The following is a 16164-nucleotide window of genomic DNA, read 5'->3' on the forward strand; positions in this document are numbered from 1 at the left end:
TGGCCTACAGTAGCAACGTAGGAACGTAGATACAATAAGACGTAGGCTGGTAGTCGCCTAGCGTAGTTTTCGTGGTTGATCCGAACGCGGACCGCGCGGTGTTCCGGCAGCTTGCCGACCTGCTGCGGGATCGGATCCTCTCCGGAGAACTGGCGCCGGGGGAGAAGGTGCCAAGCGAGCTTCGGCTAACGCAGGAGTACGGAATCAGCCGCACTACGGTTCGTCAGGCGATGGCCGTCCTCCGCGCCGAAGGACTGGTGGTCGTGGATCGACCGCGTGGCACCAGGGTGCGGGCGGCCGAGGCACCCGAGACTGTCACGCTCCGCAAGGGCGACACCGTGATCGCCCGGATGCCCAGTCCGGCGGAACGGCGCGAGCTGGACATCGCCGAAGGTGTTCCCGTGATGGTTGTTACCCGGGCCGATGGATCAACGGAGCTTTACTCCGGTGACCGGACGGAGTTGTTCTATCCTCCCGTGTCGCGGCGTTGAGGAAGCTGTCGCGAACCAGTCGACGGGCCAGGTAGCAATCGCCGCCGGGCGGCCCGAACCGGCGTACGGGATGCAGACGGTCGGCACCCGTCCTACGGTGAGGTGATCGCCTACCGGAAGGTGCCGCGTGCCTGTTCAGGACTGGTTTCTCAGCGAGGCGGAGCGGGACAACGCCGACTCCGCCGTCCCCGCCTGGACCGAGGGCAACCTGGCCGAACCACTGATCCACGGCGCCAGCTACTTCGACCGGCTCACCACCGAGATCGAGGCTCTGCGCGAGGGCGACCACGTCTTCTTCACCGACTGGCGGGGCGACCCGGACGAGCGGATGCGCGACGACGGCCCGACCATCGCCGAACTGCTCTCCGCCGCCGCCCGGCGTGGCGTGGTCGTCAAGGGCCTGATCTGGCGCTCCCATCTCGACCGGTTCACCTACAGCGAGGAGGAGAACCGCCACCTGGGCGAGGAGGTCGAGGCGGCCGGCGGGGAGGTGCTGCTCGACCAGCGGGTACGGCGTGGCGGCTCGCACCACCAGAAGCTGGTCGTACTCCGGCATCCGGGCCGGCCCGAACGCGACGTCGCGTTCGCCGGCGGCATCGACCTGTGCCACAGCCGGCGCGACGACGCCGAGCATCACGGCGATCCGCAGGCGGTGCGGATGGCGAAGGCGTACGGCGAGCATCCGCCCTGGCACGACGTGCAGCTCGCGGTGCGCGGCCCGGTGGTCGGCGCGCTCGACACCACCTTCCGGGAGCGCTGGACCGACCCGGCGCCGCTGGACCAGCACGGGCCGGTCAGCACCGTACGCGACATGCTGCGCGGCGCCGACCTGCACGCCGACCGGCTTCCGCCGCAGCCGCCCGACCCGCCGCCCTGCGGCCCGCACCGGATCCAGGTGCTCCGGACCTATCCGGCGATGCGCCCGGCCTATGGCTTCGCGAAACTGGGTGAGCAGACCATCGCCCGTGGCTACACCAAGGCGATCAACCGGGCCAGGCGACTGATCTACCTGGAGGACCAGTATCTCTGGTCCCGGGAGGTGGCGAAGCTCTTCGCCGACGCGCTGCGCGACAACCCCGAACTGCACCTGGTCGCCGTGGTGCCCCGGCATCCCGACGTCGACGGCCGGCTCGCCCTGCCGCCCAACCAGGTCGGCCGGGAGCAGGCCATCGCGCTCTGCAAGGAGGCCGCCGCCGACCGGGTGCACGTGTACGACGTCGAGAACCACGCCGGCACCCCCGTCTACGTGCACGCGAAGGTGTGCGTGGTGGACGACGTCTGGTGCAGTGTCGGCAGCGACAACTTCAACCGGCGCTCCTGGACCCACGACAGCGAGCTGTCCTGCGCCGTACTCGACGACACCCCGGACGAACGGGAGCCGCGCGACCCGGCCGGGCTCGGTGACGGCGCCCGGCGCTTCCCCCGTGACCTGCGCCTCGCCCTGCTCCGCGAGCACCTGGACCGCGCCGCCGACGACGCCGCGGACCTGCTCGACCCGGAATCGGCGGTCGGCGCCATCGACGCCACCGCCACCGCCCTGCGCGACTGGCACGCGGGCGGACGCGTCGGACCCCGGCCGCCGGGCCGGCTGGTCCCGCACGAGACCCGCCGGCTGCCGTGGTACCAGCGGCTCTGGGCGGTCCCGGCGTACCGGCTCGTCTACGACCCGGACGGGCGTGCCCTGCGGGACCGCCGCGCCGGCACCTGGTAGACCTGATCCGGTACGGGGGAAACGGAGGCCGACCGATGAGCGGTGGCGACGACGGGCTGGTGGACGCCGCCCGACGCGGCGACGAGTCCGCGTTCACGGTGCTGGTCGAGCGGCACCGGGGCGAGCTGCGGGTGCACTGCTACCGGATGCTCGGCTCGTACCACGACGCGGAGGACCTGGTCCAGGAGACGTTCCTGCGCGCATGGAAGGGCATCGCGGGCTTCCAGGGCCGGTCCACGCTCCGGGCCTGGCTCTACCGGATCGCCACCAACGCCTGCCTCGACGCGCTCGACGGTCGCGCCCGCCGGCTACTCCCGCACCACCTGTCCGGCCCGGCGGATCCGGCCGACGACGTGGCGCCGCGTACCGACATTCCGTGGCTTGAGCCGTTTCCGGACCGGCTGTGGGAGCCGGCGGCGCCGGCCGAGGCCGAGCCGGACGCGGTACTGGTCGCCCGGGAGACGATCGAGCTGGCCTTCCTGGCCGCGATCCAGCACCTGCCGCCGAGGCAGCGGGCGGTGCTGATCCTGCGGGACGTGCTCGGCTGGCCGGCCAACCAGACCGCGACCCTGCTCGACGCGAGCGTGGCGTCGGTGAACAGTGCCCTGCAACGGGCCCGGGGGACGATCCGCGCGCACCTGCCCGAGCGTCGGCTCGACTGGGCACCGGCGACGGAGCCCACCGAGGAGGAGCGGGCGGTGCTGCGCCGCTACGTGGCGGCGTTGGAACGCGCCGACCTGGCCACCGTGGCCGGGCTGCTGGCCGAGGACGTACGGACGACGATGCCGCCGTTCCCGGAGTGGTTCCGGGGGCGGGAGTCGGTGCTCCGGGCGCTGGAGTCGAGCTGGGACCCGGATCTGCCGGACTACGTCGGCAGGTTCCGCACCCTGCCTACCCGGGCGAACGGGCGGCCGGCGGTGGCGTCGTACGTCCGGCGGCCGGGCGAGCACGACTACCGGCCGTTCGCGATCGGGCTGCTCTGGATCGAGGCCGGGAAGATCACCGAGATGGTGGCCTTCCACGATCCCGAACTGTTCACGGCGTTCGCCCTGCCGGCGTACCTGCCCGGGTCGCTGCCGGCGGCCGAGCCCGCCTGAGCCTGCACAGATGCCCGGCTGAGCCTGCACAGATGCCCGGCTGAGCCTGCACAGATGCCCGGCCCGGCCGGCACCGATGACCGGCCCGGCCGGCACCGATGAGTTTCCGGCCGGGCCGCCGTCTCAACCGGGGAAGTGTGTTCCCCACCAGCCGGAGGTAGCCCGTGGCCACGTTTCTCTACTCGGCGAGCATGTCCCTGGACGGCTTCATCGCCGGACCGGGCGGTGACATGTCCTGGTTGGCCGCCCATCTCGGGGCGAACCCGACCGTCGACGACCTGGTCGGCAACGTCGGCGCCATCCTCGCCGGAGCGCGCACGTTCGGCGGCGACGACCCGTACCGGGACACGCCGCAGGAGGGCGAGGCGTTCGGCGGCGGGTGGAGCGGGCCGCAGTTCGTGTTGACCCACCGCCCGCCGGAGCGGCCGGTGCCCGGGGTCACCTTCGTGGGTGACCTGCCGAGCGCGGTCGCCACCGCCGGTGCCGCCGCAGGGGAGCGTTACGTCAACGTCCTCGGCGCCGACATCGCCCGGCAGTGCCTCGCCGCCGGGGTACTGGACGAGATCCTGGTCTGCGTCGTCCCGGTGCTGCTCGGCGACGGCACCCGGCTCTTCGTCCAGCCGGGCGGTGCCGACGTCAGGCTCGAACGTACCCGGGTGGCCGAGGCCCCGATGGGCACCAACCTCTGGTTCCGGGTGGTCCGCTGACGCCCCTGCCCCGGTACGCCCCGGTCGGCGTCATCCGGCGGGCTCGTCGTCCCGCCGGTGCCGGCCGCCCGGGGCGGGCGCGGTGTCCTCGTGCCCCGGCCACCAGGCGGCGTGCCCGAGCAGGGCGGTGAGGGCCGGGGTCAGGAAGAGCGACATCACGAACGCGACGATGACGATGCCGCAGGAGATGGCGAAGCCCATCTGGGTGAGGGTGCTGTTGCCGGCCAGCATCAGCGAGGCGAAGGTACCGGCCAGGATCAGCCCGGCGGCGGCGACCGTCGGTCCGGCGTGCCGGATCGCCATGCTGGCGGCGTCGCGTGGACTGCGCCCCTCCCGGGCCTCCTCCCGAAGTCGGGCGATCATCAGGATGTTGTAGTCGGTGCCGAGCGCGACGACGAAGAGATACATGATCACTGGCAGGATGAAGATCAGACCGGGCTCACCCAGCCCGACCTGGAAGATCAGTACGGTGGCGCCGAGCGTGGCGGCGAAGCCGAGACCGACCGAGAGCATCAGGTACCAGGGCGCCACGGCGCTGCGCAGCAGCAGCCCCAGGATGACCATGATGAGTACGGCGGCGACCGGGAACACGACCGCGTAGTCCCGGTCCACGGCGGCCTGGATGTCGACGAAGACCGCGGTGATGCCGCCGACCAGCGCGGTCGTACCGTCCGGTGCCGCCGCGTGCGCGGTGTCCCGCAGCGGCCCGTCCACGGTACGCAGCGCGGCGGCGGACTGCGGGGTGTCCGCCAGGGTGACCACGAAGTTCGCCACCGTCCGGTCCGGCGACAGGGCTGGCTGCCCGACCTGCCCGACTCCGGGCACCCGGGCCAGTTCCTCCCGGTAGCCGCCGAGCCGGTCGACCGGCAGCGGGGCGCCGGTGTCGGAGCGGAGGAAGACGTTGGACGGCTCGGTCGCGCCGGCCGGCAGCCCCTTGAGGAGTTCCCTGCTCCAGACGTTCGACTCCGACTCGGTCGCGGTCGAGCCGCTGCTCAGGTCGAAGTTCGGATGGAAGCCGAGGGCGAAGACGGCGAGTACGACAAGCGCGCCGCCGGAGACCGCCGCGTACAGTGCGGGGCGGCGGCCCAGCGAGCGGCCGATCGCGGTGAACCGGGCGCCGGTCGGCTCGTGCCGCCACGCCTTCGACGGCCAGAAGACCCTGGTGCCGAGCAGTGACACCACGGCCGGGATCAGGGTCAGCCCGGCGACCAGGGTGGTGGCGACCGCGATGGCCAGGGCCGGGCCGAGCGACCGGAACAGGCCGAGCGTGGAGAGGATCAGCGCCAGGAACGCGATGATCACCGCACCGGCGGCGGAGGCGATCGCCTCGCCGGCCCGGGCCACCGCGCTGATCATCGCGGTCTTCGCGTCCTCGCCCAGCCGCAGCCGCTCGCGGTAGCGGAACATCAGGAACAGGATGTAGTCGGTGCCGACCCCGAACAGCACGACGATCAGCATCGCGCTGACCGAGCTGTCGGTCTTCAGGTCGAACGCGTCGTTGGCCCAGGCGATCAGACCGGTGGCGACCTGTGACACCGCACCGATCACCACCACCGGCAGCAGCGCGATGATCGGGCTGCGGAAGATGACCAGCAGCAGGACCAGGATCAGCCCGATCGTCGCGACTCCGATGATGGCGTTGGCCCGGTCGCCGGACTTCTGGGCGTCCAGCGCCTGCGCGGCCGTACCGGTGGTGCCGGCCTTGAGGCCGGAGCCGGCGAGCTGGGCCGGCAGCGCGTCGCGTACCGCCTGCACCGCGTCGGCCTGGGACCGGTCACCCGCGCTGCGCTGCGGATTGAGCTGTACCGCGACGATCTGGATCAGCCGGTTGGGTGACGGCGGCGTCGGTGTCACCGCGACCACGTTGCGGATTCGCTGCCCGGCCAGCGCCTGCCCGATCGCCGCCACCTTGGCCGCGTCGGCGTCGGTCAGCGGCGCGCCGTCCTGGCGTTCGAAGACGATGATCGCGGCTGGCGTGGTGGCCTGCGGAAACGCCTTCCGCTGGACCTCGGCGGCCCGGATCGACTCGTAGTGCGCGGGCAGGAAGGACGCCTCGTCGGTGGTGGCGGTCAGGGTCGGCGCGAAGCCGATCACCGCCGCGGCGGCGACCACCCAGGCCACGATCACCCAGATCGGGTGCCGGACGACGAACCGTCCCACAGCGGCGAACACAGTGGCACCTCTCGCGGTCGGTGACCATCCTTTCGTGATCAAACCTAAACGCTAGGTTGTCCACAGATGTGGTGAATTCATGGCTTAGCTCCTGATCGTTTCGGTGGTCCGGGGCCCGACCTGTGCGGCCGGGCCCTGGACCGGGTACCGACGCGGCGTCGCCGCCGGCCGCCTCAGGCCGGTACGACCTCCGCCGGCACCTCCGGCTCGGCCGGCGTCGCCGGCACCGGGTCGCCGACCGGGTTGAGCAGTTCCGCGTTGCCCTCGAAGGCGTAGAGCAGCAGGTCGACCATCCGGAACGTCTCGTCGTCCGGGCCGAGGGTCGGCCGCCAGGTCGGGTCACGCAGGATCGAGATCCGGCTGCCCTCGATCGCCCGGTGGAAGACCTCGGCGACGATCCGCGCACCGACACCGTCGAGCCGGCCGCCGTTGAACTCCGCCTCCCGCAGGATGTAGAACCACAGCGGCGTGTTCGTGGTCAACTCGGCCTTCTGCGCGTCGGAGAGCCCGTCCAGCACGGCACCGTCCAGCCCGGCCAGGATCTCGTCGGCCTTCAACGGCACCAGGTCGAAGAGCTGGGCCATCTGCTGGCCGCTGGCCAGCCGTACCATCACCGCGCGGGTGAGGTTGCGGAAGGCCAGGTTCAGCTCGATCGCCGGCGGCACGTCCTGGCCGCCGAACGAGCCGAGCGGCAGGTCGCGCAGCGGGTCCACCAGGTTGGTGTCGATCCGCTTGGTCAGGTTGAGCTGCCGTACCCCCGGCTCGGTGTCGTTCTCGTCCACGTCGACGACCGCGACCAGGTCGTCCCGGCCGGCCTCGGTGAAGTCGAACAGGCGCCGCCAGTCGGCGATCCAGTTGGTGGGCAGCCGCTCGAACGAACCCGACTCCGGGTCGGCGATGGTGCCGTCCGGCGAGAGGATGCCGCTGGTACCGGAGAACTGGAACAGCAGTTGCAGGGTGCCGGGCGCCAGCACGTCCCGGTGCGTCGAGGTGTTGAAGATGCGGTTCCAGTCGTACACCTCGCGGATCATGCTGTGCCCGAGCCGGTAGGCCGCGACGGAGAACTCGATGGGCATCGTCGGCCGGTCGCCCGGTTGCACGGCCCTGCGCCGCTGGCGTTGGCCGTAGCCGGGAGAGACCTCGAAGAACTTCCGGCCCCGGGTGAACACCTCCTCCACGACCTCCGGCGAGACGATCCTCGGCAGGAAGTCGTGCACCAGCAGCCACTGGTAGTGCCGCACCACCACCGAGCGGGCCGCCTGGAACAGCGCCCGCCCGGAGAGGCCGCCCTCGGCCAACTGGTCGACCACCCGGTTGTGGAACCGGATGAACGCCAGGTGGGTCTGGGCGACCACCAGGTTCTCGTCGTTGCGGGCGTCCGGGATCAGCGCCGCCCGCCGCTCCCGCTTGCTCGACCCCAGCCCGGACCGGGGCAGGTCGAAACCGTCCCGGTCCGGCGCCACCGCCGGGTCCGCGCCGCCGAGCCCGGCGGTGGCACCGGTCTTCAGGTGTACGCCGTCAGCGGCGTAGAAGACCCGGTCGGTCTTGTCCTCCGGCCCCCGCCCGTAGAGCGAGTCGAGGTCCAGCGCCGGTGAGCGGCCCTGGAGCAACTCGTCGACGGAGACGTCTTCGCCCAGCGCCGCAGCCGTGTTGTCCATGGTCAGGTCGTGGTCCACGAACTGCCCGAGGTACGTGTAGCCGGCCGGCACCGCCGGATCCGCCGAGTCGACGGACGCGGTGTTGACCATCGCCTCGGCGAGTGCCGTCCGCGTCCGCTTGTCGAGTGCCCGCCCCTCGGGGCCGAGCCGGGAGAACCGGAACTTGCGCAGTTCGGCCGTTGTCGACGGACGCCGGGTCGTGGGTTCGTGGTTCTCGTCGAAGCACAGCAGGCCCTCGCCCTCGACGAGGTAGTCCTCCCGCATGTGGCGTTTCATTCGTCGTTCCTCCCTCGTGGTGACCGGCACCCGGACCCGGCTCGGCTGACGGGGGAGGGAAGTACACGACAGGTTCGTACGCACGACGACGGAACGTGCGTCCGTTCGGTCTGACCCCCGTGAACGTCCGCGATCGGCGCGGACCAGCCGATCCGGCCGGTGCACCATGCCGGTCTCGGTCGACTAGGGCCAAGAGTCCGCAGCACCCCGGAGGTCGTCCACCTAGTGTCAAGCATGCGACGCAAGGCGGGCCGAGCTGTCACCCTGTGACTACTGATCCGCCACGGTGAGCATTTCCGCTGCTGTATTCGGCTGCGGATATCCGCATTGTCCTAACCGGACGCCGCATCCTGGTCCCGCAATGGGTATGGGATGAAGGTGCTCCGGTTCTCGTCGAGGTCGAGGCGCCGGCCGATCGGCTGGGCGGCTCGCTGCGGGCAGGTCATCCGCTCGCAGGTCTTGCAGCCCGGCCCGATCGGGGTGGCCGCCTCGGTGGCGTGCAGGTCCATTCCGGCGGAGTAGACGAGCCGTCCGGCGTGCCGGGTCTCGCAGCCCAGCCCGATCGCAAAGGTCTTGCCGGGTTGGCCGTACCCGCCGTGGTGCCGGATGACCGTGCGGGCGATCCAGAGGTAGCGCTGGCCGTCCGGCATCGCCGCGACCTGGGTCATCACCCGGCCAGGTGCGCCGAACGCCTCGTAGACGTTCCAGAGTGGACACGTCCCGCCGGAGCGGGAGAACGGGAAGCCGGTCGCCGACTGCCGCTTGGACATGTTGCCGGCCCGGTCCACCCGGACGAACGAGAACGGCACCCCGCGCGCCCTCGGCCGTTGCAGCGTGCTCAGCCGGTGGCAGACGCTCTCCCAACCCATCGCGAAGTGGTCGGTGAGCAGTTCGATGTCGTAGCGCATCGTCTCGGCCGCGGTGAGGAATTCCCGGTACGGCAGAATCAGCGCGGCGGCGAAATAGTTCGCCAGTCCGACCCGCATGAGAATCTGGGTCTGGAGGTCGGTGACGTTCTCCTCCTCGATGATTTCGTCGATGACGTCGGCGAATTCGAGCAGTGCGATCTGGGCGCCCATCCGGATCGCCCGCTGCCCCGAGCGCAGCGACGTGGACAGGTGCAGGGTGCGGGTCTCCGGCCGGTACCGGTGCAGGTCGCCGGCGAGCGAGTCCGGGTCCTGCCGGACGATCCGGATGCCGTGCCGGCCGGCCAGCCGGTCGTTCAGGGCCGTCCGGGTCTCGCCCCGGCGGATGCCGATCTGCGCGGCGAGCGCCTCGGCCGCCTCGTCCAGCTCGGGAACGTAGTTCTGCCGGCGGTAGAAGAAGTCGCTGACCTGGTCGTGCGGGCTGCGACCGGGAACCAGCTCGCGGTCGCCCACCACCTCGGCGAGCTGGTCGTTGACCTGCCGGTAGCGCCGGTAGAGGTCGATCACCGCCTCCGCCACCTCGGGCAGCTTGCCGGCCAGCTCGGTCAGGTCGGGCAGGCTCGCCCGGGTCGGCAGCGCCTCGCGCAACTCGGCCACCAGCCGGGGTGTGTCGTGCGGTGCGAAGTAGGCCGTGTCGACGCCGAAGACCTCGGTGATCCGGATCAGCACCGGCACGGTCAGCGGGCGCGAGTCGTGCTCGATCTGGTTGAGGTAGCTGGGGGAGATGGCGAGCTGCCGGGCCAGCTCGATCTGGTTGATGCCGTGCTCCTCGCGCAGCCGGCGCAGCCGCGCGCCCGCGAACGTCTTGGTCACGGCGCCTCCCTCCGCCCGTATCCCGTCACATTAACACGTCTGTAAAGTGGCGGATTCGCAAGTTCGCAGAATGGCGCCCGGACTTTTCAATAGTTGGCTGTTTCCGTGCCTCGACCCGTCGACGGCGACCGTGCCACAGTTTCGACATGGCCTGATGCACGACAGTTATCGACTATCCCATCGAACTCCGGAGGAGATTTCCATGAGCACGCCGGCCGAGCAGTTGCGTACCGAGTGGGCCACCGACCCGCGATGGCGGGGCGTGGAGCGGGTCTACGGCGCGGACGAGGTCGTCCGGCTCCGCGGAGTGGTCTCCGAACAGCACACCCTCGCCGACCGGGGCGCCCGGCGGCTGTGGCGGCTGCTGCACGAGGAGGACTTCGTCCCGGCGCTCGGCGCGCTCACCGGCAACCAGGCGGTGCAGATGGTCCGGGCCGGACTGAAATCGATCTACCTCTCCGGCTGGCAGGTCGCCGCCGACGCCAACCTCGCCGGCCACACCTACCCGGACCAGAGCCTCTACCCGGCCAACTCGGTGCCGGCAGTGGTGCGCCGGATCAACAACGCGCTGCTGCGCGCCGGCCAGATCGAGACGGCGGAGGGCCGCCGCAGCGGAGGCGACGACGGCGGCATCGACTGGCTCGCCCCGATCGTCGCCGACGCCGAGGCCGGCTTCGGCGGGCCGCTGAACGCGTACGAGCTGATGACCGCGATGATCGTGGCCGGTGCGGCCGGGGTGCACTGGGAGGACCAGCTCGCCTCGGAGAAGAAGTGCGGCCACCTCGGCGGCAAGGTGCTGGTGCCGACCGGGCAGCACGTGCGGACCCTCAACGCCGCCAGGCTCGCCGCCGACGTGGCCGGCGTCCCCTCGGTGATCGTCGCGCGTACCGACGCGCAGGCGGCGACGCTGCTCACCACCGACGTCGACGAGCGGGACCAGCCGTTCGTCACCGGCGAACGGACCGCCGAGGGCTTCTACCGGGTACGCAACGGATTCGACGCCTGCGTCGCCCGAGGGCTCGCCTACGCCCCCTGCGCCGACCTGCTCTGGATGGAGACCAGCACCCCGGACCTGGACCTGGCCCGCCGGTTCGCCGAGGAGATCAGGGCGGTGTACCCGGACAAGCTGCTGGCGTACAACTGCTCGCCGTCGTTCAACTGGCGTAAGCACCTCGACGACGCCACCATCGCCAAGTTCCAGCGCGAACTCGGACACATGGGCTACCGCTTCCAGTTCATCACGTTGGCCGGCTTCCACGCGCTGAACTACTCGATGTTCGACCTGGCCCGGGGTTACGCCACCGACGGGATGCCGGCGTACGTGTCGTTGCAGGAGCGGGAGTTCGCCGCCGAGGCGTACGGCTACACGGCGGTCAAGCACCAGCGCGAGGTCGGTACCGGCTACTTCGACCTGGTCAGCACCGTACTCAACCCCGCCGCCGAGACCACCGCCCTGCGCGGGTCGACCGAGGAGGAGCAGTTCTGATGAGAATTGCAGTCACCGGCCCGCTCCGCGAGCGGTACGACGAGATCCTCAGCCCCAAGGCGCTGGACTTCCTGGTCGCGCTCGACAGCGAGTTCGCGGCCCGCCGGGTGGCCCTGCTGGACACCCGGCGGGCCCGCCGGGCCCGCTACGCCGCCGGCCAGCTACCCGGCTTCCTGCCCGAGACCGAGGCGATCCGGGCCGACCCGAACTGGCGGGTGGCCCCGCCGGCACCGGGCCTGCACGACCGGCGCGTCGAGATCACCGGCCCGACCGACCGGAAGATGACAGTCAACGCGCTCAACTCCGGGGCGAAGGTGTGGCTGGCCGACTTCGAGGACGCCCTCGCGCCGACCTGGGACAACGTGATCGGCGGGCAGCTCAACCTGGTCGACGCGATCGACCGGCGGATCGACTTCACCGCGCCGGGCGGCAAGCGCTACGCCCTCGGCGACGACCTCGCCACCATCGTGGTCCGGCCGCGCGGCTGGCACCTGGTGGAGAAGCACATCGTGGTCGACGGGCGGGCCATCTCGGCCACCCTGGTCGACTTCGGGCTCTACTTCTTCCACTGTGCACAGCGGCAGCTCGACGCGGGCAGCGGGCCGTACTTCTACCTGCCGAAGCTGGAGAGCCACCGCGAGGCGCGGCTGTGGAACGAAGTCTTCCGGTTCGCCCAGAACTGGCTCGGCGTCCCGTACGGGACCATCCGGGCCACCGTACTGGTCGAAACCATCACCGCCGCGTTCGAGATGGACGAGATCCTGTACGAACTCCGCGAGCACTGCGCCGGACTGAACGCCGGCCGGTGGGACTACATCTTCAGCATCGTCAAGAACTTCGGCTGGCGGGACGACTTCGTCCTGCCGGACCGGGGGGACGTGACGATGACGGTGCCGTTCCTGCGGGCGTACACGGAACTGCTGGTCCGGACCTGTCACCGGCGCGGGGCGCACGCGATCGGCGGGATGGCCGCCTTCATCCCGAGCCGGGACCCGGAGGTCAACGCCGGGGCGCTGACGAAGGTCCGGGCGGACAAGGAACGGGAGGCCGCCGACGGGTTCGACGGATCCTGGGTGGCCCACCCCGGTCTGGTCCCGGTCTGCCGGGACGCCTTCGACGCCGTGCTCGGCGACCGGCCGCACCAGCTCGACCGGCTCCGCCCCGAGGTGACGGTCGGCGCGGACGACCTGCTCGCCGTCGACCGTACGCCGGGCCGGGTGACCGGTGCGGGGCTGCGCGGCAACGTGGCGGTGGCGCTGCGCTACTTCGACGCCTGGCTCGGCGGTACCGGTGCGGCGGCCATCTTCGACCTGATGGAGGACGCGGCGACCGCCGAGATCGCGCGCTGCCAGGTCTGGCAGTGGCTCTACCACGCGACGCCGGTGGCCGAGGGCGGCCGGGTGACCGAGGAACTGGTCCGGTCCATCCTGGTCGAGGAGGTGGCGACCCTCGGCGCGACCCGCACGGTCGAGGAACGGGACCGGTTGACCCGGGCGGCGGAGATTTTCGTCCGGACCGCGCTCGGTGAGGAACTGCCGGCCTTCTTCACCACCGACGCGTACGCCCGGCACCTGGTGACGGCACAGCCGTCGACCGGCCGGCACGAGTCCCGGCACTCCCTGGCGGCCTAGGGACGGTCCTGCGAACCCCAGGCGTCCCCGGCGTGCCGTCGCACGTCCGGGGAGGCCTGCCGGGGATGGGCGCACGGCGGCTCGATCGACGCCAGCAGCGCGGTGGCGGCGGCCTCCAGACCGTGGAACTCGCTGCGCCGGCACAGGGTGACAGCCGCCCCGGCCTGAGCCCGGGCTTCCTCCGTCCGGCCGAGCCGCGCCGACACTCCGGCGAGCTGGATCAGCACCTCGGCCCACTCGAACGCCAGCCCGGCCGCCTCCGCCCGCTGCACCGCCCCGGCCAGCGTGCCCGCCGCCTCCGCCGGCTCACCGTCGGCAACGGCCACCGTCGCCTCCGCCTTGTCCAGTTGCACCCGCATACTGGGGTCGAGCGAGTCGCCGAGGCGCCCGGCGAGGTCCCTGGCCCGCCGCAGATGCCCCCGGGCCGCCACGACATCCCCGGTCGCGCACTCCAACCTGGTCAGTTGGCTGCGGGTGTCCAACTCGTCCGCGGGTCGATCCAGCACGCCGTGCAGCGCCAGCGTCTGCTCCAGCAAGCTCCGGGCCCGCTCCGGGTCACCCCGGTCGAGGTGCACCGTGCCGGCGTTGAGACAGGCGATCATTTCCACGGCGACCGACGACGTCTGCCGGGCCAGCGTCGCGGCCTCCTCGAAGGCGCGCAGTGCGTCGTCGTACCGGCCGAGGTGGTAGGCGCACTTGCCGAGGTTGCCCAGCGCGACCGCCTGGGCCGCCGGCCAGCCGATCCGCCGGCAGATTTCCAGGTCCCGGCGGTAGTAGCCGGCGGCCACGCTGAGCTGGCCGCGTCGCAGGTGCACGATGCCGAGATGACCGAGGATCGCCGCCTGCCCCTCCGGCCAGTCGTCCGCCTCGGCCAGCCGCAGCGCGGCGACGTACTCGGTGATCGCGGGCTCGTGCCGGGCGAGCCGGCGCAGCGCGTCCGCCACGCTGAGCCGGGAGATGGCCTCACCGCGCGTGTCGCCGCAGGCGGTCGCGGCGGTCACCCCGATCGACGCGGTCGCCAGCAGGTCGTGCCAGGCGCCGATCGAGAGCTGGTGCCCGCGCAGCGACGCCGCCAGCCGCCAGGCCGTCGCCGGGGAACCCTGCTCGGGCGCGAAGGTGACCGAGGCGAGGAGATTCGGGTACTCGGCGCCGAGCCACGCCCGCGCGTCGGCCGGCCCGGCAACACCGTCCGGCTCCGCCGTCGCCGTCGCCCGCGTCGCCCCCCGCACCAGCCGCATCGCCTCCGGGTAGAGGACCGTCGACGCCTCGTCGAGCCGATCGCGGTACCAGGCCGACACCCGTGCCGTCGCGTCCGCCCTGGCCGGCCCGCTGTCCACCGTCTCCGCCTGCTCGGCGGCGAAGGCGCGCGGCAGGTCGTGGAAGCCGTACCGGTCGGCCGCGCGTCGCTCGACCAGGTGGATGCCGACCAGCCGGTCGAGGTCGGCCCGCACCGCCGCCGGATCCCGGCCGTCCACGGCCGTGGCGGCCCCGACCCCGATCTCGGGGTACGGCAGCACGGACAGCAGCCGGAACAGCCGTTGACAGGTACCGGGCAGGGTCGCGTACGTGGTACGCAGCACCGACCGTACGCCCGCCTCGGGATCGCCCCGGTTGTCCAGTGCCGACAGCCGGTGCTCCCGCAGCAGCGCCTCCTGACGACGCAGCGGGCGGTCCGGTGCGTCGCACAACTCGGCAGCCACGATCCGGATGGCCAGCGGCAGGCCGCCGCAGAGGTCCACCAACGAGGCGGCGGCGGCGAACTCGGCCGACGTCCGGCCCGCCCCGATCACCTGCTCCAGCAGCCGCACGCCGGCCGACCGGCCGAGGACGGGCAGGTCGATCCGGGTGACGCTGTGACTGGCCAGCAGTCCCGGCAGGCTGTCCCGGCTGGTGACGACGACCAAGCAGGAGCGACCGCCGGGCAGCAGCGGCCGGACCTGTTCGGCGGAGCGGGCGTTGTCGAGCACCACCAGGTAGTGCCCGTTCGCGGTCAGGGACCGGAACAGCGTCGACGCGTCGTCCAGGTCCGGCGGCAACTGTGCCGCCGTCACCCCGAGCCCGGTGAGCACCCGGTGCAGCGCCTCCAACGCGGTCAACGGGCGCCGCCGGTCGTAACCGCGCAGGTCGACGAAGAGCACGCCGTCGGCGAACCCGTCGCCGTCGCGGTGCCCCCACCGTACGGCGAGGGCCGTCTTGCCGACCCCGGCCGTACCGGTGACGAGCACGATGCGGTCGCCCCCGGGCCGACGGGCGAGCGCGGACAACTCGGCGAGCTGTCCGTCCCGCCCGGCGAGCAGGCGGACGTCCATCGGCAACTGGTAGGGGCGGCGTATCCGGGGCGACCTGGCCCCGTCGCCGCCCGCCCCGGCGTTGCCGGCCTTGCCGTCGGTGCCGCCGAACGCCGCCTCGGGGTCGTCCTGGAGGATCCGGCGTTCCATCTCGACCACCGTCCGGGACGGGTCGAGCCCGTACTGTTCGCGGAGGTGTGCGCGCAGCTCACGGGCGACCGCCAGCGCGTCCGCCCGCCGCCCCGCACGGTGCAGGGCGAGCATCAGCAGTGCGGCGGGACGCTCCCGCTGCGGGTGTTCGGCGAGCAGTTCACGCAGCACCGGCACCTGCTCGTCGTACGCACCCAGGGTGATCCGTGCCTCGGCCAGCCGCTCCACCGCGTCCAGCCGCTGTTCGTCGAGCCGTGCCCGGGTCGGCTCGACGTACGCGGCGACGACGTCGGCCAGAGCCGGGCCGCGCCACAGGGCCAGTCCCGCCCGGAGCTGGTCCGCCGCTGCCGCCCAGTCCGCGCGCCCGGCCGCCGCCGTCGCCGCGCTCGTCCGGCTCCGGAACAGCTCGTAGTCCATGCCGTCCGGCTCGACCACCAGTTCGTACCCGCCGGTCCGGGTCACGATCGACGCCGGGTTGGCGTACCCGGCCAGGGCCTTGCGGATCGCGGCGACGTCGTTCTGGGTCTGGCTGCGCGCCGTGGCCGGCGGGAGCGCACCCCAGACCGCTTCGGCGAGTTCGCCTGCCGTGACCGTCCGGTTCGCGGCCAGCAGCAGATATCCGAGCACCGCACGTCGCCGGGGACGGTCCAGCCGTACCCAACCGGCGGCCGTGCCCACCTCCACCGTGCCCAGCAGCCGGAACCGCATGTTTCCCCCATGTCATTGATCACCTACGGATGGCGCGTGTGTGAGCCGTG

10 protein-coding genes are annotated in these 16164 nt (G+C 71.9%); 6 read left to right on the forward strand and 4 right to left on the reverse strand.

The annotated features are described in order from the left end of the window. Positions 1-71: 71 nt before the first annotated feature. From Pen02_RS15760 to Pen02_RS15775, 4 genes are all read left to right on the forward strand, one after another. Positions 72-491 carry a GntR family transcriptional regulator gene (locus tag Pen02_RS15760; RefSeq protein ID WP_203866741.1) on the forward strand — a complete coding sequence of 140 codons (420 nt, stop codon included), beginning with the start codon at positions 72-74 and terminating at the stop codon, positions 489-491. A gap of 127 nt (positions 492-618) precedes the next feature. Further along, entirely contained in the window at positions 619-2202 is a 1584-nt protein-coding gene (locus tag Pen02_RS15765; RefSeq protein WP_203866742.1) for a phospholipase D family protein, read from the forward strand. A 35-nt stretch (positions 2203-2237) separates the two neighbouring features. Beyond that, a complete protein-coding gene (locus Pen02_RS15770; protein WP_203866743.1) occupies positions 2238-3299 on the forward strand; it encodes a sigma-70 family RNA polymerase sigma factor in 1062 nt (353 codons plus the stop codon). A gap of 164 nt (positions 3300-3463) precedes the next feature. Further along, positions 3464-4006, forward strand: a complete 543-nt coding sequence (locus Pen02_RS15775) for a dihydrofolate reductase family protein (RefSeq protein ID WP_203866744.1) — start codon at positions 3464-3466, stop codon at positions 4004-4006. 30 nt (positions 4007-4036) lie between these two features. On the opposite strand, the gene Pen02_RS15780 is transcribed toward Pen02_RS15775, so the two are convergent. From Pen02_RS15780 to Pen02_RS15790, 3 genes are all read right to left on the reverse strand, one after another. Then, positions 4037-6178: an MMPL family transporter gene (locus Pen02_RS15780; RefSeq protein ID WP_203866745.1), complete on the reverse strand. Its 2142-nt coding sequence runs from the start codon at positions 6176-6178 to the stop codon at positions 4037-4039. 173 nt (positions 6179-6351) lie between these two features. Continuing rightward, entirely contained in the window at positions 6352-8112 is a 1761-nt protein-coding gene (locus Pen02_RS15785) for a peroxidase family protein (protein WP_203866746.1), read from the reverse strand. Between the two features lie 332 nt (positions 8113-8444). Next, complete coding sequence (locus tag Pen02_RS15790; RefSeq protein WP_203866747.1) at positions 8445-9851, reverse strand: short-chain fatty acyl-CoA regulator family protein; 1407 nt, start codon at positions 9849-9851, stop codon at positions 8445-8447. A gap of 202 nt (positions 9852-10053) precedes the next feature. Here Pen02_RS15790 and aceA point away from each other — a divergent pair, with 202 nt between their 5' ends. Together aceA and aceB are read left to right on the forward strand one after the other, a co-directional pair. After that, the gene (aceA, locus tag Pen02_RS15795; RefSeq protein ID WP_203866748.1) at positions 10054-11337 is read left to right on the forward strand and encodes an isocitrate lyase; all 1284 of its coding nucleotides are present in this window, start codon (positions 10054-10056) and stop codon (positions 11335-11337) included. Then, positions 11337-12968 carry a malate synthase A gene (gene aceB / locus Pen02_RS15800; protein ID WP_203866749.1) on the forward strand — a complete coding sequence of 544 codons (1632 nt, stop codon included), beginning with the start codon at positions 11337-11339 and terminating at the stop codon, positions 12966-12968. Before aceA ends, aceB begins: the two co-directional genes overlap by 1 nt. Here the strand turns inward: aceB and Pen02_RS15805 are convergent. Further along, positions 12965-16114: an AfsR/SARP family transcriptional regulator gene (locus Pen02_RS15805; protein ID WP_203866750.1), complete on the reverse strand. Its 3150-nt coding sequence runs from the start codon at positions 16112-16114 to the stop codon at positions 12965-12967. The two genes, aceB and Pen02_RS15805, sit on opposite strands and share 4 nt — an antisense overlap. Positions 16115-16164: the final 50 nt, after the last annotated feature.

It is taken from the genome of Plantactinospora endophytica, from assembly GCF_016862915.1.
GTDB classification, from domain to species: domain Bacteria; phylum Actinomycetota; class Actinomycetes; order Mycobacteriales; family Micromonosporaceae; genus Plantactinospora; species Plantactinospora endophytica.

Excerpts from the sequence above, each read along its gene's own strand:
- aceA (WP_203866748.1), top strand. The coding sequence starts at position 10,054 with ATGAGCACGCCGGCCGAGCAGTTGCGTACCGAGTGGGCCACCGACCCG.
- Pen02_RS15785 (WP_203866746.1), bottom strand. The coding sequence starts at position 8,112 with ATGAAACGCCACATGCGGGAGGACTACCTCGTCGAGGGCGAGGGCCTG.
- aceB (WP_203866749.1), top strand. The coding sequence starts at position 11,337 with ATGAGAATTGCAGTCACCGGCCCGCTCCGCGAGCGGTACGACGAGATC.
- Pen02_RS15805 (WP_203866750.1), bottom strand. The coding sequence starts at position 16,114 with ATGCGGTTCCGGCTGCTGGGCACGGTGGAGGTGGGCACGGCCGCCGGT.
- Pen02_RS15770 (WP_203866743.1), top strand. The coding sequence starts at position 2,238 with ATGAGCGGTGGCGACGACGGGCTGGTGGACGCCGCCCGACGCGGCGAC.